Origin of the sequence: Corallococcus sp. BB11-1 (assembly GCF_026626625.1) — a bacterium.
Lineage (GTDB): Bacteria > Myxococcota > Myxococcia > Myxococcales > Myxococcaceae > Corallococcus > Corallococcus soli.
On record NZ_JAPNJY010000017.1, the window covers coordinates 38,206 to 53,387 of the forward strand.

14 protein-coding genes are annotated in these 15,182 nt (G+C 72.3%); 6 read left to right on the top strand and 8 right to left on the bottom strand.

Annotated elements, in window-relative coordinates; genetic code table 11:
- Nucleotides 1-63 precede the first annotated feature (63 nt).
- Together OV207_RS14585 and hpf are read right to left on the bottom strand one after the other, a co-directional pair.
- Nucleotides 64-2,181 carry an MXAN_5187 family protein gene (locus OV207_RS14585; protein ID WP_267555860.1) on the bottom strand — a complete coding sequence of 706 codons (2,118 nt, stop codon included), beginning with the start codon at nt 2,179-2,181 and terminating at the stop codon, nt 64-66.
- A gap of 164 nt (nt 2,182-2,345) precedes the next feature.
- Nucleotides 2,346-2,708, bottom strand: coding sequence for a ribosome hibernation-promoting factor, HPF/YfiA family (hpf, locus tag OV207_RS14590; protein WP_193347939.1), 363 nt, complete (start codon nt 2,706-2,708; stop codon nt 2,346-2,348).
- 163 nt (nt 2,709-2,871) lie between these two features.
- On the opposite strand from hpf, the gene OV207_RS14595 reads away from it, so the two are divergent.
- Both OV207_RS14595 and OV207_RS14600 read left to right on the top strand, forming a co-directional pair.
- Nucleotides 2,872-3,234 carry a response regulator gene (locus OV207_RS14595; protein ID WP_193347938.1) on the top strand — a complete coding sequence of 121 codons (363 nt, stop codon included), beginning with the start codon at nt 2,872-2,874 and terminating at the stop codon, nt 3,232-3,234.
- Between the two features lie 79 nt (nt 3,235-3,313).
- Nucleotides 3,314-3,775 carry a DUF2007 domain-containing protein gene (locus tag OV207_RS14600; protein WP_267555861.1) on the top strand — a complete coding sequence of 154 codons (462 nt, stop codon included), beginning with the start codon at nt 3,314-3,316 and terminating at the stop codon, nt 3,773-3,775.
- Nucleotides 3,776-3,782: 7 nt separating this feature from the next.
- On the opposite strand, the gene OV207_RS14605 is transcribed toward OV207_RS14600, so the two are convergent.
- Together OV207_RS14605 and OV207_RS14610 are read right to left on the bottom strand one after the other, a co-directional pair.
- Nucleotides 3,783-4,778 (bottom strand): N-acetylmuramoyl-L-alanine amidase-like domain-containing protein, encoded by a 996-nt coding sequence (locus OV207_RS14605; protein WP_267555862.1) that lies wholly within the window; start codon nt 4,776-4,778, stop codon nt 3,783-3,785.
- Nucleotides 4,775-5,728: a HEAT repeat domain-containing protein gene (locus OV207_RS14610; RefSeq protein WP_267555863.1), complete on the bottom strand. Its 954-nt coding sequence runs from the start codon at nt 5,726-5,728 to the stop codon at nt 4,775-4,777. The genes OV207_RS14605 and OV207_RS14610 overlap by 4 nt, the downstream gene beginning before the upstream one ends.
- A 190-nt stretch (nt 5,729-5,918) precedes the next feature.
- On the opposite strand from OV207_RS14610, the gene OV207_RS14615 reads away from it, so the two are divergent.
- Nucleotides 5,919-6,233, top strand: a complete 315-nt coding sequence (locus OV207_RS14615; RefSeq protein ID WP_267555906.1) for a DUF4398 domain-containing protein — start codon at nt 5,919-5,921, stop codon at nt 6,231-6,233.
- Between the two features lie 17 nt (nt 6,234-6,250).
- Nucleotides 6,251-7,675 (top strand): OmpA family protein, encoded by a 1,425-nt coding sequence (locus OV207_RS14620; protein ID WP_193347934.1) that lies wholly within the window; start codon nt 6,251-6,253, stop codon nt 7,673-7,675.
- 141 nt (nt 7,676-7,816) lie between these two features.
- On the opposite strand, the gene truD is transcribed toward OV207_RS14620, so the two are convergent.
- From truD to OV207_RS14635, 3 genes are read right to left on the bottom strand one after another with little or no spacing between them, the layout of a single operon-like run.
- Nucleotides 7,817-8,845: a tRNA pseudouridine(13) synthase TruD gene (gene truD, locus OV207_RS14625; protein WP_193347933.1), complete on the bottom strand. Its 1,029-nt coding sequence runs from the start codon at nt 8,843-8,845 to the stop codon at nt 7,817-7,819.
- A complete protein-coding gene (locus OV207_RS14630; RefSeq protein ID WP_267555864.1) occupies nt 8,842-10,158 on the bottom strand; it encodes a DUF4388 domain-containing protein in 1,317 nt (438 codons plus the stop codon). Before OV207_RS14630 ends, truD begins: the two co-directional genes overlap by 4 nt.
- Nucleotides 10,159-10,165: 7 nt before the next feature.
- Nucleotides 10,166-11,119: a DsbA family protein gene (locus OV207_RS14635; RefSeq protein WP_267555865.1), complete on the bottom strand. Its 954-nt coding sequence runs from the start codon at nt 11,117-11,119 to the stop codon at nt 10,166-10,168.
- A 104-nt stretch (nt 11,120-11,223) separates the two neighbouring features.
- On the opposite strand from OV207_RS14635, the gene OV207_RS14640 reads away from it, so the two are divergent.
- Nucleotides 11,224-12,285 (top strand): asparaginase, encoded by a 1,062-nt coding sequence (locus tag OV207_RS14640; RefSeq protein WP_267555866.1) that lies wholly within the window; start codon nt 11,224-11,226, stop codon nt 12,283-12,285.
- Nucleotides 12,286-12,356: 71 nt separating this feature from the next.
- Nucleotides 12,357-13,268 carry a GGDEF domain-containing protein gene (locus OV207_RS14645; protein WP_120529987.1) on the top strand — a complete coding sequence of 304 codons (912 nt, stop codon included), beginning with the start codon at nt 12,357-12,359 and terminating at the stop codon, nt 13,266-13,268.
- 204 nt (nt 13,269-13,472) lie between these two features.
- On the opposite strand, the gene OV207_RS14650 is transcribed toward OV207_RS14645, so the two are convergent.
- Nucleotides 13,473-15,065, bottom strand: a complete 1,593-nt coding sequence (locus OV207_RS14650) for a HEAT repeat domain-containing protein (RefSeq protein WP_267555868.1) — start codon at nt 15,063-15,065, stop codon at nt 13,473-13,475.
- Between the last annotated feature and the right edge of the window lie 117 nt (nt 15,066-15,182).

The window sequence follows — 15,182 nt, forward strand, 5'->3', positions numbered from 1 at the left end:
GAAGGCCCGGCACCTCGCGAAGAGGTCCCGGGCCTTCGGGCACGACGCGGTGTCCGCCGGACGTCAGTCCTTGACGGGCGTTGCCTTGAGGGCGGCCTTGCCCTCCTTCACGTAGACCTGGAAGCGCACCGTCTTGCACGCGTACTTCGTGACGAGCTGCTCCTTGTTCTTGCGCAGCTTCTGCACGAACTTGTCGTACGTCAGGCCGTCCGCCAGCTCACCGCAGCGCTCGCGCGTGGTGACGAACTCGCGGAAGACGTCCTGGAAGTGCTGCTCCTCCTGCAACGCCGCCGCGGCCGCCGTGTTGCCCGCGCCCGGCAGCGGAATCGCCTGAAGCCCGCTGTTGCGCGGGGGCGGCATCGGGATGGCTTCGGACGTGGGCCGGGTGCTCGCCTGGAGCAGCTCCCGGGGGATGGCCGCCACGCGCGTCGTCTCCGGATTGGAGTCCGGATCCGGCGACTGCGCCGCCGCCAGCGCGAACGGGTTGGCCGCCTGCTGGAGCGAGTACGCCGCCGTGGGCTGGTCCTCGAAGGCGAACGCGCCGCCGTGACGCGGGGCCGCCTGCGCGATGGGCTCGTTCGGCGCGGCCGAGTTTTCGAAGGGCATCGGCGCCCCGTGCGCATACGCCGGGGGCGGCGTGAACGGCTCCGCGGCGGGCGGGGGGTAGGCCGCGGGCGGCGACGGGAACGGGAACGACTCCACCCCCGCGAACGGATCCGCCAGCGGCGCGGCCGCCACCGGAGGCGGAGCGCTGTACGGGCTCGGCATCGGCGCGGCGGACGGAGGCGGCATGGAGAACGGATCCGCCTGCGAGCCGGAGGCCTGGGCCGGCGGCATGGAGAACGGATCCGCGGGCGCCGACGGGAACGGGAACGCGTCCGCGCTGCCGAACGGATCCGCGGCCGGGCCCGTGGACTGCGCGCCCGCCGCCGAAGCAAACGGATTCGACACCGGCTCGGACGGCATGGCCGCGCCGAACGGGTTCGACACCGGCTCCGCGGACATCGGAGCACCGAAGGGATCCGCCTGCGGCGCGGACACGGCCGACACCGGAGGCGCCACGGCGACCGGCGCCGCGGCGGGCGCGGTCTGCGCGGCCATCGCCGCGGACCACCCCAGCGTGTCCCCATTGCCCGTCGCGACGGCCTCGTCGGAGGACGCGCGGCGTCCCCCGCCCATCAGCGCCATCCACACCAGGCTCAGCAGCAGCAGCCCCGCGAGGGCCAGCAGCGCGGTGTGCTGGTACGCGGCCAGCGGGGCCAGCGTCGCCGCCGTGCCCGCGATGGCCACCACCTCGTACGGCGTGCCGTCCAGCGCCCGGCGGGCCCCCACGAACAACGGGGCCTGTCCGCCCATCGCGTCGCCCTGGGTGAACACGGGCAGTTGCACGGGGCCCAGCGCCTGGAGCGACCCGGTCTCCAGCACCGTGTCCTTCGCGCCCGCGCCCAGCTTGGGCAGCGAGCCCTCCAGCCGCGCCTTCTCCGCCCCCACACCGCCCACCACCTTGTCACCCTGCACGAGCCCCAGCGCGGCCACGCCCGACGCGTCCAGCGCGCCCTGCAGCGTGGTGTCCGCCACCAGCGGCGCGCCCACCACCAGCGTCAGCGCGGGCACCTGGGTCGCCTCACCGCTCCACAGCAGCGGCACGGCGGTGAAGACGTGCGGCGCCCCGAAGGCGTCCACCACGGACGTGCCCGCCCTGGCGAGCGCCGGGACGTCCAGGAGCGCGGCGTCGGAGGACGGCTCGGCCCCGGCGCGCGCATGGAAGCTCGCGTCACCGGACACCACCGCCACCACGGCGCCCTGCGCCTCCTTGGGCAGCACGCCCTCCGCGGCGGCGCGCAGGGTCGCGAAGCGCTCGACCGTCAGCGGCGGGAGCGCGCCGGAGTCCTCCGCGTCCCTCGCGGCGTTGCGATCGCGCGGGGAGCGGACCACGGGCGCCGGACGCAGGGCGTGCACGGCGGCGGCCACGTCGGCGCTGCCGGCCAGCTTCAGCGCCAGGGATTGGATTTCAGCACGGCGTGCATCCACGCGACGCGCCACTTCGCCCGCGCCCGATGCGGCCTGGAGCGCGGCGCCCTCCACCGCGCGTGCGCGTTGCGGCGCCGACAGCATCGGGAGGTGAGCCAGGCCCAGTCCGAAGACCAGGAGTGCGAACAGCAGGAACTTGAGGCGGACCATCGCCGTCCTTTAGCCCAAGGGTGAGGGGATCCGCTTATAGCGTCCACCTTCCGACCCCAGCAAGGAACTGGCCCGAAGGAACCCGGGGGCCGGATGCCTGGCTGGCATCCGGAATTCCCGGGCCCTTCCTCCACCGTGACCGCCGCCGCACTGGCGGGACGCGCCTAGTAGTTGTTCGACGCGTCCGCGTTGAGGTCGTACGGCAAGCCGTTCGTCGCGACGCTGCGACGGCGCTCCAAGGCACGCTTGAGGGTCTTCTCCAACCGGTCACGCGTTGCGTCGATGGCCTGGAACAGCGTCTCCGCGGTGACCGTCACGTGCACCGACTCCATCCCGGGCATGCGCACCGTCACCCGGCACTCCTTGTCCACGCCTCCCTTGGGCCCGTTGATGTCCACGAGCGAGATGTCGATCTCCGACGCTTCGTCCTCGGCGAACCGCTCGATGTGGGCGACCAGGTGCTCATCCACATACGCCTTGAGGTTGTCCGTCAGCCCCAGATGCACTCCACGCAACAACACCTTCATGGATTCACCTCCGGGAACAAACATGGGCAGTCCCAGGCCCTTCCGTGAGGGGCTTTCGCAAGCCCTCCCGCCTGCCCTCCCCCGAAGCAGCCGGCCGACCGTCGCCGCGTCCGGGACGGGCGGATCGAATGAATACGCCGGTCCACCGGGTTGCTGTAGTCGCATGGATGGCGAGCGAATCAAGGTCTTGCTGGTCGAGGACGACGGCGACAGCCGGGAGCTGCTGGCGGAGCTCCTGGAGGACGACTTCGACGTCACCACCGCCGCGGACGGCGTGGCGGGCCTCAAGGCATTCGAGGACACGCACCCCGACGTCGTGGTGACGGATGAGTCCCTGCCGGGCATGAACGGCACGGAGCTGGCGCAGCAGGTGAAGGAGCGCGAGCCCAACGCCCGGGTCGTCCTCGTGTCCGGCTATGCGCAGGTGGACGGCGCCGAGCACTGCGACGTCGTCATGCGCAAGCCCATCGACGTGGAGCGCCTGAGCAAGATGGTGGGCGAGCTGGGGGACGCCGCGCGGCACTGAAGGACGGAATTCGCACGGGGTGCCGCCTGCCATCCGCGCGAAGCGTTCCTAACATTCCAGCCATGCCCAGGAGGGCCTCATGAGGTACTGCTCACGGTGTGGCTCGGAGTATCAGGACAGTGTCGCAAACTGCACGGATTGCCCCACCCACCCGCCGCTCGTCTCGTCGGACGAGATGCATGACCGCGGGCTGCCGCTCCCCCACGAGCTGGATCAGCACCGGTTCGTGAAGGCGGGCATCGCGGAGGACCCCGTGACGGCGCAGGTCTTCGCGGACGTGCTGGAGGAGCAGGGCATCCCGCTCATCGTCCGCCCCGGCCGCTCTGGCATCGTGGACGAGCTGACCACCGGCAACCTGCTACCCTGGTGGGAGATCCTCGTCCCGGACACCTCCCAGGTGCGCGCCGCGTCCCTGCTGGAGCAGGTGAAGCTCCAGTCGCAGGCCACGGCGGAGGAGGCCGGTCGCGCCGCGGAGGAGGAGGAGCGCGAGGGAGAGCTGGCGCGCGGCGCACCGCTGGACAGCGCGCCCCCCGCCCTCTAGGTGCCCGTCAGGGCGTACCGACGTCCGCGCTGCCCGAAGCGGGCTCGGGCTTCACGACGAGCGTGGGGGGCGGGCGCCGGGCCTCGAAGAGGCTCACGCCCGTCACCTTCCACTTGTCGTAGCGCGCGTTGCGGGCGAGGAACGTCTCCAGGTCCTCGTCCACCACGCGGTTGTAGCCGCCCCGGGACGCGTGGCGCAGGTACGTGCGCTTCTTCTTCTGCACCACGAAGCCCAGGTGGGTGATGCGCGTGGCCTTCAGGGGCAGGTCCTCGCGCAGCACCACGAGGATGGTGCCGGACGCCACGTTGCGCGCGTGCGCGAGCACCTTGTCCAACGGAATCATCTCAAGGCCGAAGGTGCCCACGGGCTGGCGCTCGCGCGGCAGCTGCAGCGCCTGGGACGACTTCGACTGCCAGGTGAGCGCGGTGAGCGTCTTGGTGACGGCGACGGCGTCGTCCTTCGCGTAGCGCCGCGTCACGTCCACCAGCAGGCCCTTCTTGATGTTGTTGGGCAGCCACTGCGCTTCCATCAGGTGGTTGCGGTCCTCGTAGGCCGGCGTGCTCGCGTAGCGGATGCGCTCCAGCAGCGCCGGCACCTCCGGCTCGCCGTGGGCCATGCCCAGCGCCAGCGTCTCCTCCACGAAGGTGAGGCAGTCCACCGCGTCCAGGCGGAAGGTGGGGTCCGGATCCACGCCCTGCCCCTCGCCCAGGGGCGACAGGACATAGGGGGTGTTGAGGAAGCGCTCGCTCATGCCCAGGAGCCGCACGGAGAGCGGCGCCTCCGCCTGATCCGCGATGAGGGCCGCGCGCTGCTCGGGCGTCAGCGGCGTCCAGCCATTCTCACGCACGGGCGCGGGCGCTGGCGCCGTCCCCGGCTGCGAGGGCGCGGTGAGTGACGCGGGCACCGCGCGCGCCGCGGGCACCGGCGTCTCCGGGGCCTGGGACGGCGACGCGACCGGCGCCTGGGACAGGAGCGCGAGGGCGCACACGCCCGCGAGGCTCACGGCGCCACCCCGGCCTTGCGCAGGATGGCCTTGCGCTTGTCGTCCGCGAGCTGGAGCGTCTCCAGCTCCTTCTCGTAGGTGAGCTTCTCCTCGCCCTTCGCGTTCCAGGAGGCCAGCACCAGCCAGTCCAGCGCGCCCGCGTCCCCGCCCTGGTGCAGCATCCGCGCGGAGGCGGCGGCGATGGCGCGGTCAGCGTCCTTCAGCAGCGGCGACAGCACGGGGCTGGCCTTCTTCGCCGGCACGCCCTCGAAGAGCGCCAGGCCCTGGCGGCGCACGTACCGGTCGGGGCTGCCCAGGAGCTTCTGCGCGAAGGCGAAGCCCTCTGGGGCCCCCAGCCGGCACAGCCCCCGGGCCGCGGCGAAGCGCGTGCTCTCCGAATCACTGTCCAGGTAGGCCTTGAGCCCCGCCTTCTGCTTCGCGTCCCCGCACGCCCCCGCGGCCTCCAGCAGCGCCGCGCGCACCTCCAGGTCCCCCTCGCCCTTGGCGGCCGCCATCAGCGCCCGGCCCACCTTGGGGTTGCGCGACGCGCCCAGGGCCCGCGCGGCCTCGCGGCGCACGCCGCTGCTCTTGTCGTTCAGGAGCGGCAGCACTGCGTTCGTGTTGCGGCTGCCCAGCTTCGCCAGGCCCTGCGCCGCGTACATGCGCACGGTGCTGTCGCCATCCGCCGTGAGCTTCACGAGCGTGGCCTCCCCCGCGCGGGCCCCCAGCGACGCCAGGAGCGAGGCCAGGTTGCGGCGGGTGCGCTCCTCGAAGGTGGTGCGCAGCAGCGGGCCAATCTGCTCGGCCGCGTAGGACTCCTCGCGCAGGTAGCGCAGGCGCGCCGACGCGGACGGCACGGGCCCGCCCCGGGACACCTGGGTGAGCACGGCGTCCGCCTCCGCGCGGCTCTGGGCCCGCTTGGACGCGGACGCGGAGCCGGCGGCGAGGCCGGTCAGGGGCAACAGGACCACGAGGAGCAACAGGCGCGGGAACGGGGAAGGCACAGGGGGCAGAACGATGGCAAGCGCGGCGTCCGCCGTCAAAGTCCCCCCTTCCGCCCGGCTCCCTGCTTCACGCCAACCGCCCGATTCTTGACCCCCCCGAGGGCGATTGATACGACCGACCCCAGTCCCTTCGCTCTGGAAGACCGAGGCCCACGTGATGACGAAGCAGTCGCTCCTGATGGCGGTTGCGGGCGTGCTGACCGCATGTGGCCCCGCGAAATCGACCTCCAACATCCTCGACGCGGAGGTGCAGATCCAGGCCGCGCGTACGGCCGGCGCGGAGAAGGAAGCCCCGTACGAGTGGACGGCCGCGAACCTCTACCTCCAGAAGGCCCGCGAGGAGGTCGGCTATTCGGACTACCAGGCCGGCGTGGACTTCGCGGTGAAGGCGTCCCGCTTCGCCAACGAGGCGCGTGAGAAGTCCATGTCCGCCGCCAACGCCGACTCCCAGGGTCGCCCCCAGAACCCGTGACGCCCGAGCGCTCCCCGATGAAGCGTCTGTCCCAGTCCGCGCTGCTCACCCTGTTGTTGGCCACCACCGCCTGCGTCAGCGGCAACAAGATCCGCGCTGACACCGAGGTCCTCACCGCCGACGTGGAGCGCGCCCGCCGGGGCGGCGCCCTGCGTTGCGCCCCCGCCGAGCTGGCCGCCGCGGAGGCCAACCTGGACTTCGCCCGGGGAGAGCTGAGCCAGGGCAACAGCACCCGCGCCGCCCAGCACGTGCGCAGCGCCGACAGCGCCGTGAAGCGCGCCCTGGAGCTGTCCAAGAACTGCGCCCCCCGCCAGGTGCTGGTGCGCGACCGTCCGGAGGCGCCGCAGACGCCGGACCAGCCCCAGCAGCCGCAGCAGCCCCAGCAGCAGGTGGTGGTGAGCATCGAGGAGACGGACGGCGACGGCGACGGCGTCCTGGACAAGGACGACCCCTGCCCCGACCAGGCCGAGGACGTGGACGGCTTCCAGGACCAGGACGGCTGCCCGGACACGGACAACGACGGCGACGGCGTGCTGGACGTCCAGGACAAGTGCCCGCTCATCCCCGGCGTGGCGGAGAACAACGGCTGCCCGGCGGAGGCGCCCAAGGACAAGGACGGCGACGGCGTCCTGGACAACGTGGACAAGTGCCCGGAGCAGCCGGAGGACAAGGACGGCTTCGAGGATGAGGACGGCTGCCCGGAGCTGGACAACGACCTGGACGGCATCGTGGATGGCACGGACAAGTGCCCCAACGAGGCGGGCCCGCTGCAGAACCTGGGCTGCCCCATCGTCGACAAGGACGGGGACGGCATCAACGACGACAAGGACAAGTGCCCGGACGAGCCGGAGGACAAGGACGGCTTCCAGGACGAGGACGGCTGCCCGGACCTGGACAACGACAGCGACGGCGTGCCGGACGCGCAGGACCGGTGCCCGCTGGAATCCGGTGCCGTGGAGAACGGTGGCTGCCCGGATCCGGACAAGGACGGCGACGGCATCGTGGACCGGCTGGACGCGTGCCCCGACGACCCGGGCGTGAAGGAGGAGCGCGGCTGCGCCAAGCAGTACAAGATGGTCATCGTCAAGAAGGACCGGATCGAGATCAAGAAGCAGATCCTCTTCGGGTCCGGCTCGGCGAAGATCATCGGCAAGCAGAGCACGACCGTCCTGGACGACGTGGCCCAGGCCCTGAAGGACGCGGCGTGGATCCGCAAGGTGCGCATCGAGGGTCACACCGACTCGCTGGGCAACGACACCTCCAACCTGAAGCTGTCGCAGAAGCGCGCCGACGCGGTGCTGGCGCAGCTGCTGAAGCGGGGCATCGACCCGGGTCGGCTGGAGGCCGTGGGCTTCGGTGAGGCGCAGCCGGTGGCGCCCAACACCACCAAGGCCGGCCGCGCGCTCAACCGCCGCACGGAGTTCAACGTCGTCCGGCAGTAGTGCCCGCCCCACGCCGCTCCGCCTCGACGGAGCGGCGCTGAAGCACCCCGCGCCTCCCCGGGCCTCACGCCCTGGGAGGCGTGGTCGTTTCAGGCATTCGTGTGACAGGGCCCGGCGAGGAGCGGCGCGGAGGCCGGGACGTCAGCCGTCCTTCAGCAGCTCGTGCAGCACTTCGGTGGCGTAGGCGCCGCGAGGCAGCTCGAACGTGAGCATCGCGTCCTCCCCTTCCACGGTGAGGTCCGGCGCGCCCAGCCGCACGCGGTAGGGGCGGCGCGTGCCTTCCGTCTCGTCCCCTCCCCGCACGAAGTCGCTCGCCGTGACGCCCGCGTCCACGAGCAGCTTCGCCTCGGCCTCCGCCACCTCGCCCCGCGAGGCGGTCATCTTCGGGCCGAACATCGGACCCGCCGGGCTCACCTCGAACGCGGCGACGCGGGGGTTGTCCACCTCCGGCGCCTCGCACACGAAGAGGCCGCCCGTCTCCTCCTTGCGCAGCACGTCGCCCAGGAGCGCCGTGGCGAACGTCCCCGCCTCCAGCCGCTGCACCAGCGCCTGGTTGAAGAGCCGGGACTGGAAGGCGGACAGGTACAGCTTGCGCTGGAAGCGATCCGGCCGCTTCGGCAGGCGCTGCCCCAGGAGCAGCAGCCGGCCCAGGTCCGCGTTGTCCCCGGCCCGACCGAAGCGCTGCTCCCCGAAGTAGTTGGGCACGCCCTGCGCGGACAGCCGGGCGAAGGACTCGCGCGCCGCGCCCACGTCCTGGATGCCGCGCAGCCGCAGCCGGAAGCGGTTTCCCTTCAGGTGCCCGGTGCGCAGCTTGTTGCCGTGCCGCTTCGACTCCAGCACGCGCACCCCGTCGAGCGCGAACTCGGGCAGGCGCGGCTCGGCGATCGCGGGCACGGACAGCCACTGCCGCGTCACCGCCTGCCGGTCCTTCATCCCCGCCACGCCGATGTCGTCCTCGCGCACGCCCATGGCGGCGGCCAGCGCGCGCACCACCTCGCGCGTGTCCCGGCCGCGCTTCTCCACCCAGAGGTACAGGTGCGTGCCCTCGCCGGACGGCAGGTACGCGGGCAGCTCCTCCACCTCGAAGTCGTCGGGCGTGAGCTTGAAGGCGCCCCCGCACCCGGGGACGTCCGCCGTCAGCCGGGGAAATCCAAAGCCAGCGTCCGTCACGGCGCCTCGAGCGTGGCCAGGAGTTCTTTCACGCGCCGGGCCAGGTCCTCGTCCGCGCGCGACTCCAGCAGCTCTCCCGCCTGGAACAGCAGGAAGAACATCACGTCGCTCAGCGCCTGCCGGAAGGAAGCCAGGGGCTCGCTGCCCAGTTGGGCGCGGTGCTTGTCGAAGGCATCCATCAGCCGGCCCTCGGGGAGGCTGCCGTCCGCCGCGAACGCGAGCCCCTCCAGCACCGGCGACGACGACAGCGCCTGCCCGGACAGCGCCGCGTTCGCCGCGGCGATGAACTCGTGGTCCATGCCCTGGCGCGACACCTCGTCGCGGATCTCCCGGAAGATGAAGTTGAAGACGCGCGCCACCGGACGGGCATCCACCGGCGGCACGGTGCGCACCGCGGGGCGCGCCCGCTGCGTGGCCGCCTTCTCCGGCGCCGCGACGGCCGGCGCGCCCACGGGCTTGTCCGTCAGCCCGGCGAAGCCCCCTTCGAGCAGCCGGAAGACGACCTTGGTGATGTCGAACTCGGACAGCCGCGCCGCGTGCCCCAGCTCCAGCACCGTGCGCCGCCCGTCCAGCATCGCCAGCACGCGGTCCTCGTCCTCCTCCAGCTTGCCGTCGGACGGACGCTTGCGCGCCACGTACATGCGGCCGTGGGGGATGCGCTTGCGGAAGTGCGCCAGCTCGTCGATCTTCCGAATGCTGTCCATCAGCAGGCTCTGCGTGGACAGCTGGATGGAGTGCCCCGTCTTCTCGTCCAGGGGCTGGTCGATGAGGAAGAAGGCCCCCTCGCGGCACAGCACGATGGCGTGGAAGATCTCGCTCACCTGGTGGGTGACGCACTTGAACAAGTCATGCGCCTGCAGCAGGCCCTTCTCCACCAGGGCCCGGCCCACCTTCGAAGCGGACTGCTCGCGCAGCACGGCCTCCACCTGGGCCCGGTCCACGTAGCCCAGCCGCACCAGCACCTCGCCCAGCCGGTCCGCGGGCTCCTCGGACGTGGCGCCGCGCACCTCGCCTTCGCGGATCATCAGCGAGCGCTCGCCGCCCGGCGTGTGCACCCGCACGACGCCGCTCCAGCGCGACTGGCTCAGGAACGCGATGAGGTCCGACAGCGGGAAGCCCCCCGCGTCACCGGCCAGCACCACGCGGGGCGTGGGGATGGAGCCCCCTTCCGGCGGCTGGCGGGAGAAGACGAGCAGGTCGGGCGCCGTGGGCATCAGCGCGTACGTGCCCGAGCGTCCCGCGAGCGCGGGGATGCCGGTGCGGTCCTCGGGGACCAGCTGCGCGGCGCCATCGATGCGGAAGCGTTGGCTCATCCCGGTGTCAGTCGGCGGCCCACGCGTTGTTGTTCGCGCGCCACTCCACTTCGTCCTCCATGCTGTGCTCGAGCAGCCCTTCCTGGTAGCCCAGGTCGTACGCCCGCCCGTTGAAGAACACCGCCGGGGTGCCAGTGATGGCCGCCATGCGCCCCTGGGAGCGGAAGCCTTCGATCTCGTCCTTGTACTTCTCCGTCTTCAGCACCGCCGCCAGCTTGTCCCCGTCCAGACCCACCGACTTCGCCAGCGCGGGCAGCGCCTCCGGCTTGAGGTTCTCCTGCTGGCCGAAGAGCGCGTCGTGCATCTGCCAGAACTTCCCCTGGTCGCGCGCCCACAGCACCGCCTGCGCGGCGGGGACGGCGTTGGGGTGGATGGAGAGCGGGAACGGCAGGAAGCAGAAGCGCACCTGGGTGGGGTGCTTCCTGGCGAAGCCCTCCAGGATGGGGCGGGCCTTGCCGCAGAAGGGGCACTCGAAGTCGGAGAACTCCGTCACCGTCACGGGGGCGTTCGCGTCGCCCTGGCACATGCGCGGGTCCACCTTGAGCGCCGTGCGGGGCTCACGGAAGGACGTGTAGTACTTGGAGAGCGTGACGATGACCTCGCTCGCGGGGCCGCCCTCGGACACCAGGCGCGCGGACAGCCGGGCCATGCGCTTGGCGTGCTTGCAGCCCGTGTGCTGCTTGAGGCACGCGCCCAGCGCATGGGGGCAGCCGCAGTAGCAGAACTCGTCGGTGAACACCGTGGCCAGCTCGCGCCTGGCGGCCGGCGGCAGCGCGGAGAAGTCCATGCCGGGGATGCCGGTGAGCACCTGGGACGGATCCGCGGAGGGCGCCGCCGCGACGGGGCTCGCGGCCGGAGTGGGCGCCGGGGTTGGGGCCGGGGCCGCCTTGGGGGCGGGGGCGGCCGGAATCTCAGCGCTCTTGGTACAGCCGGAGCCCAGCAGGGTCACCGCGGCCAGCACGGGAGCGACACGCTTCCAACAAGGGAGGAGCACGGCCGCGGGTCTTAGCCACGCGCGCCGGGCTTGTAAAGCAAGGCGGCCTTTGGCAGGGAGGCCCTTCGACCATGCCCAGAGTCCTGCTGCTGCACACCGGAGGCACGCTCGGAATGGCCGGCGGCCGCCCCTCCGCCCTCCGTCCGGCGGCCTTCTTCCAGACCCTCCGCAAGCGCGCCCCGGAGCTGTTCCAGCTCGCGGACATCGAGCTGGAGCTGTTCTGCAACCTCGACAGCTCCGAGATGCAGCCCGAGCTCTGGAGCCGGATGGCCACCCACCTCCACCGTCGCCTTCCCGACTTCGACGGGGCGGTCGTGACCCATGGCACGGACACGCTCGCCTACACGGCGAGTGCGCTGTCCTTCATGTTGCGCAACCCGCCCTGCCCCGTGGTGCTGACCGGTTCGCAGCGGCCGCTGGGGGAGATCCGCTCGGACGCCCGGCTCAACCTCATCGACGCGGTGCTCTCCGCGCTCCAGGGGCCGCGCGAGGTCACCATCTGCTTCGATTCGCACCTGTACCGCGGCAACCGCACGCGCAAGGTGAAGGTGGCCGAATACGACGCCTTCGAGAGCCCCAACTTCCCCGTGCTGGGCACCCTGGGCGTGGACGCCACCTTCGAGGAGGGGCTGAAGGCCCGGGGCCCCTTCCGCCTCCACGCCGGCCTGGATCCGCGCGTCTTCCTCCTGAAGGTGTACCCGGGGCTGGATCCCACCCTGCCCCTGCAACTGCTCCCCCATGTGAAGGGGCTGGTGCTGGAGGCGTACGGCGCGGGCAACGTGCCCATCGCGCCGGAGCTGGGCCGGTCGCTCCAGCCGCTCTTCGTGCAGGCCCGGGAGCGGGGCATCCCGGTGCTGGTGGTGAGCCAGTCGTCCCGCAATGGCGTGGACCTCACGCTCTATGAGTCCGGGGCCATGGCCCTGGAGCAGGGCGCGGTGGGCGGTGCGGACATGACCCCGTCGGCGGCGCTGGTGAAGCTGATGCAGGGGCTGTCCGAGCACCCCCGGGGGGGCGAGGCGCTGGCGCGCTTCCTCCGGACGCCGGTGGCCGGAGAGCTGTCCGTCGAGCGCCCGACAGTCCCCCGGCCCGTCAAGAAACGGCGCCGACCGGCCCGGGTGGGGCGGGTCGGCTGACACCGGGTGTGTGAAAGGCGCGTGGGTGTGCTTGCCGCCGTGAAAAGGCGGCCCGTAAGATGGGAGGCGCGATGTCCGAGGAGAAAACTTCCGTCCATTCCATTTCGGACCTGCTGGGCAGTGCCCAGCAGCAGAGCGCGTACCTGATCGTCATCAGCGCGAAGTCCGCCGCCGGCATCGGGCGGATGTTCAAGCTGGACCGCTCGGAGGTGGTGCTGGGCCGCAGCTCCGAGGCCCAGTTCCAGGTGGAGGACGACGGCATCTCCCGGAAGCACGCCAAGGTGGTGGCCATCGGTGACGGCCGCTTCCAGTTGGTGGACCTGGGCAGCACCAACGGCACGTACCTGAACGGCCTGAAGGTGAGCGCGGCGCCGCTGTACGACGGCGACAAGATTCAAATCGGCTCCAACACGGTGCTGAAGTTCAGCATCCAGGACGCGCTGGAGGAGCAGTACCAGCGCAGCATCTACGAGTCCGCCACGCGCGACGGCCTCACCCGCGTCTACAACAAGAAGTACTTCATGGAGACGGTGCGCAAGGAGTTCGCGTACTGCCTGCGCCACCGCGTGCCCCTGTCGCTGGTGCTCTTCGACGTGGACCACTTCAAGCGCATCAACGACGTGTACGGCCACCCGGCCGGAGACTTCGTGCTGACGCGCATCGCGCAGCGGGTGGCGGACACGGTGCGCACCGAGGACCTGCTCGCGCGCTACGGCGGCGAGGAGTTCGCGCTGATGCTGCGTGAGTCCGCCGAGGACGCGGCCCTGGCGTGCGCGGAGCGCTGCCGCGTGGCGGTGGACCGCGCCGACTTCATCTTCAGCGGCACGCCCATCAAGGTGACCATCAGCCTGGGCGTGGCGACGCTGCTGGACTCGGACTTCTCCCAGCCGGAGGACCTCATCTCCGCCGCGGACAAGTACCTGTACCGCGCCAAGCACGCGGGCCGGAACCGCGTGGACGCCAAGGCCGTCAGCGGTCCGTGAGCAGCTCCACGCCGGGGCCCGGAACAGCGGGCCTCACGGCGCCGGGGTTCGCGGCCGTGCGCGTCGCGCCGCGCCCCTGATTCCAGACACGCGGGCCTCGCCCTGGATGCGAGGCGCGAGGCGCGAGGCGCGAGGCGCGAGGCGCGAGGCGCGAGGCGCGAGGCCGGCGCTCGGGACATCGCGTCGGAGCCTTGCCCGGAGGCGTCAGCGGCCGAAGCCCAGCCGCCGAAGCCCTTCCCGCGACACGTGCTTCACGTGCGCGTCCGCGTCGCGGGCCACCGCTTCACTCAGCGCCGCCACCGCTTGCGGCCCTCCCAGCACCGTCAGCGTCCGCGCCGCGGCGACACGCACGTCCGCCACCGGATCCGTGAGCAGGCGCTCGGCCAGCACCCGCACGTGCGGAGCACGGCCCAGGAACTCCAGCGCCCGGGCCGCCGCTGCGCGCACCACCGGATGATCCGACCCCAGCAGCCCCGCGACGGCATCCCCGCGCGACGGCTGCCGGTAGGTGGCCAGCACGTCCAGCGCGGCGGCCACCACCTCCGGCTCCCCGTCCTCCAGCGCCTGCGCCGCCAGCTCCAGCGCCTCCGGGTTGCGGGGCAGCGACCCCAGCGCGCGAACCGCCCCCGCGCGCACCGCCGGCACCTTCGCGGACACATAGGGCGCGAGCCGGCGCATGGGACTTCCCCCTTCCGAGCAGTCCCCCATCACCGCCACCGCCTCGCCCTGGATCTCCGGAGTCCGCGCGTTGCGCCCGTCCGCCACGTCCCGGAGGAAGGCCGCGCACCCCTTCTCTCGGGCCATCGCCTCCAGCCACGGCCGGGCGGCCTCCACCGTCTCCGCCCCCTTCACCCCCTGGAGCGCGGCCTCGCGCAGGGGCCGTCCACCCGCTTCCGCCAGGCCCCGCGCGGCATGCTCGCGCACGCGGGCGTCCCCATCCCCCAGCGCCCCCTCCAGCTCGCGGCTCGCCAGCGGTCCGTAGCGGCGCAGGGCCGCCGCCACCGTGCGCCGGCGCTGCACGTCCCCCGACGCCAGCTCCGGCCGGAGCGCGTCGATCTCCCGCGAGTACACGGCGAAGAGGCGGTTGACGGCCGCCTCGTCCGCGGGCTTCGCCTCCGCGAGCAGCAGCCGCCCCGTGGAGGCACGCTGACGCTCGGCGACGGCGGCCAGCAGCGCCGCCATGACCTCATCCCCCGCGACGGGCCGCGACGCCACCGCGTCCAGCACCACCCGCGTCGCCGTCCGCCCCTGGAAGGTGGCCAGGTGCAGGAGCGCGGGCATCCGCACCAGGGGCTCCTGCGCGAACATCTCCAGGAAGAGCGACTGCCGGATGGCGTCCCGCCGTGCCCACACCCGCGCGGCGGCGGAGGGCCCCCGGGCCCCGGCGTCCCGCAGGAAGTCCGCCGTGGACTTCCCGGTGTCCGCCGCGGCGCGAACGGCGGTGAGGCACGCCCCCAGGTCCGCGTCCGGTGGCGTCTCCATGATCCAGTCCGCCAGGGCCCGCCGGTCCGTGAGCCCCCGGCTCCGGGCGCCCGCGCGCACCGCCGCCCAGCGCACCCGCCAGCTGGGGTCCTGGAGCGCGGACGCCAGCGCGACCTGGGCCTCCGCGCCCCCCGCCCCCAGGGCCGCCACCCAGCTGTCCACCCGGCCCCCCGTGACGCAGACGGGGCAGGTCCGGGCCCGCAGGGAGGGGTCGGTGACGTGACGGCGACAGGAGGACCAGCACTCGGAGGCCACCGTCCCGGCCCGGGAGGGACTGGCCGCCAGCAGGAGCACCAGGAGGAGGAGGCAACGCACGCGGAGGACATTGTAGCGCACCCACCCCCCATCCTTTCCGTACGGGTCTCCTTGCCTTTTGCGTCCTGCTGGGCCATACCCCCGGCCCTTTGAGACTTTTCAGATCGCAATCAGCTA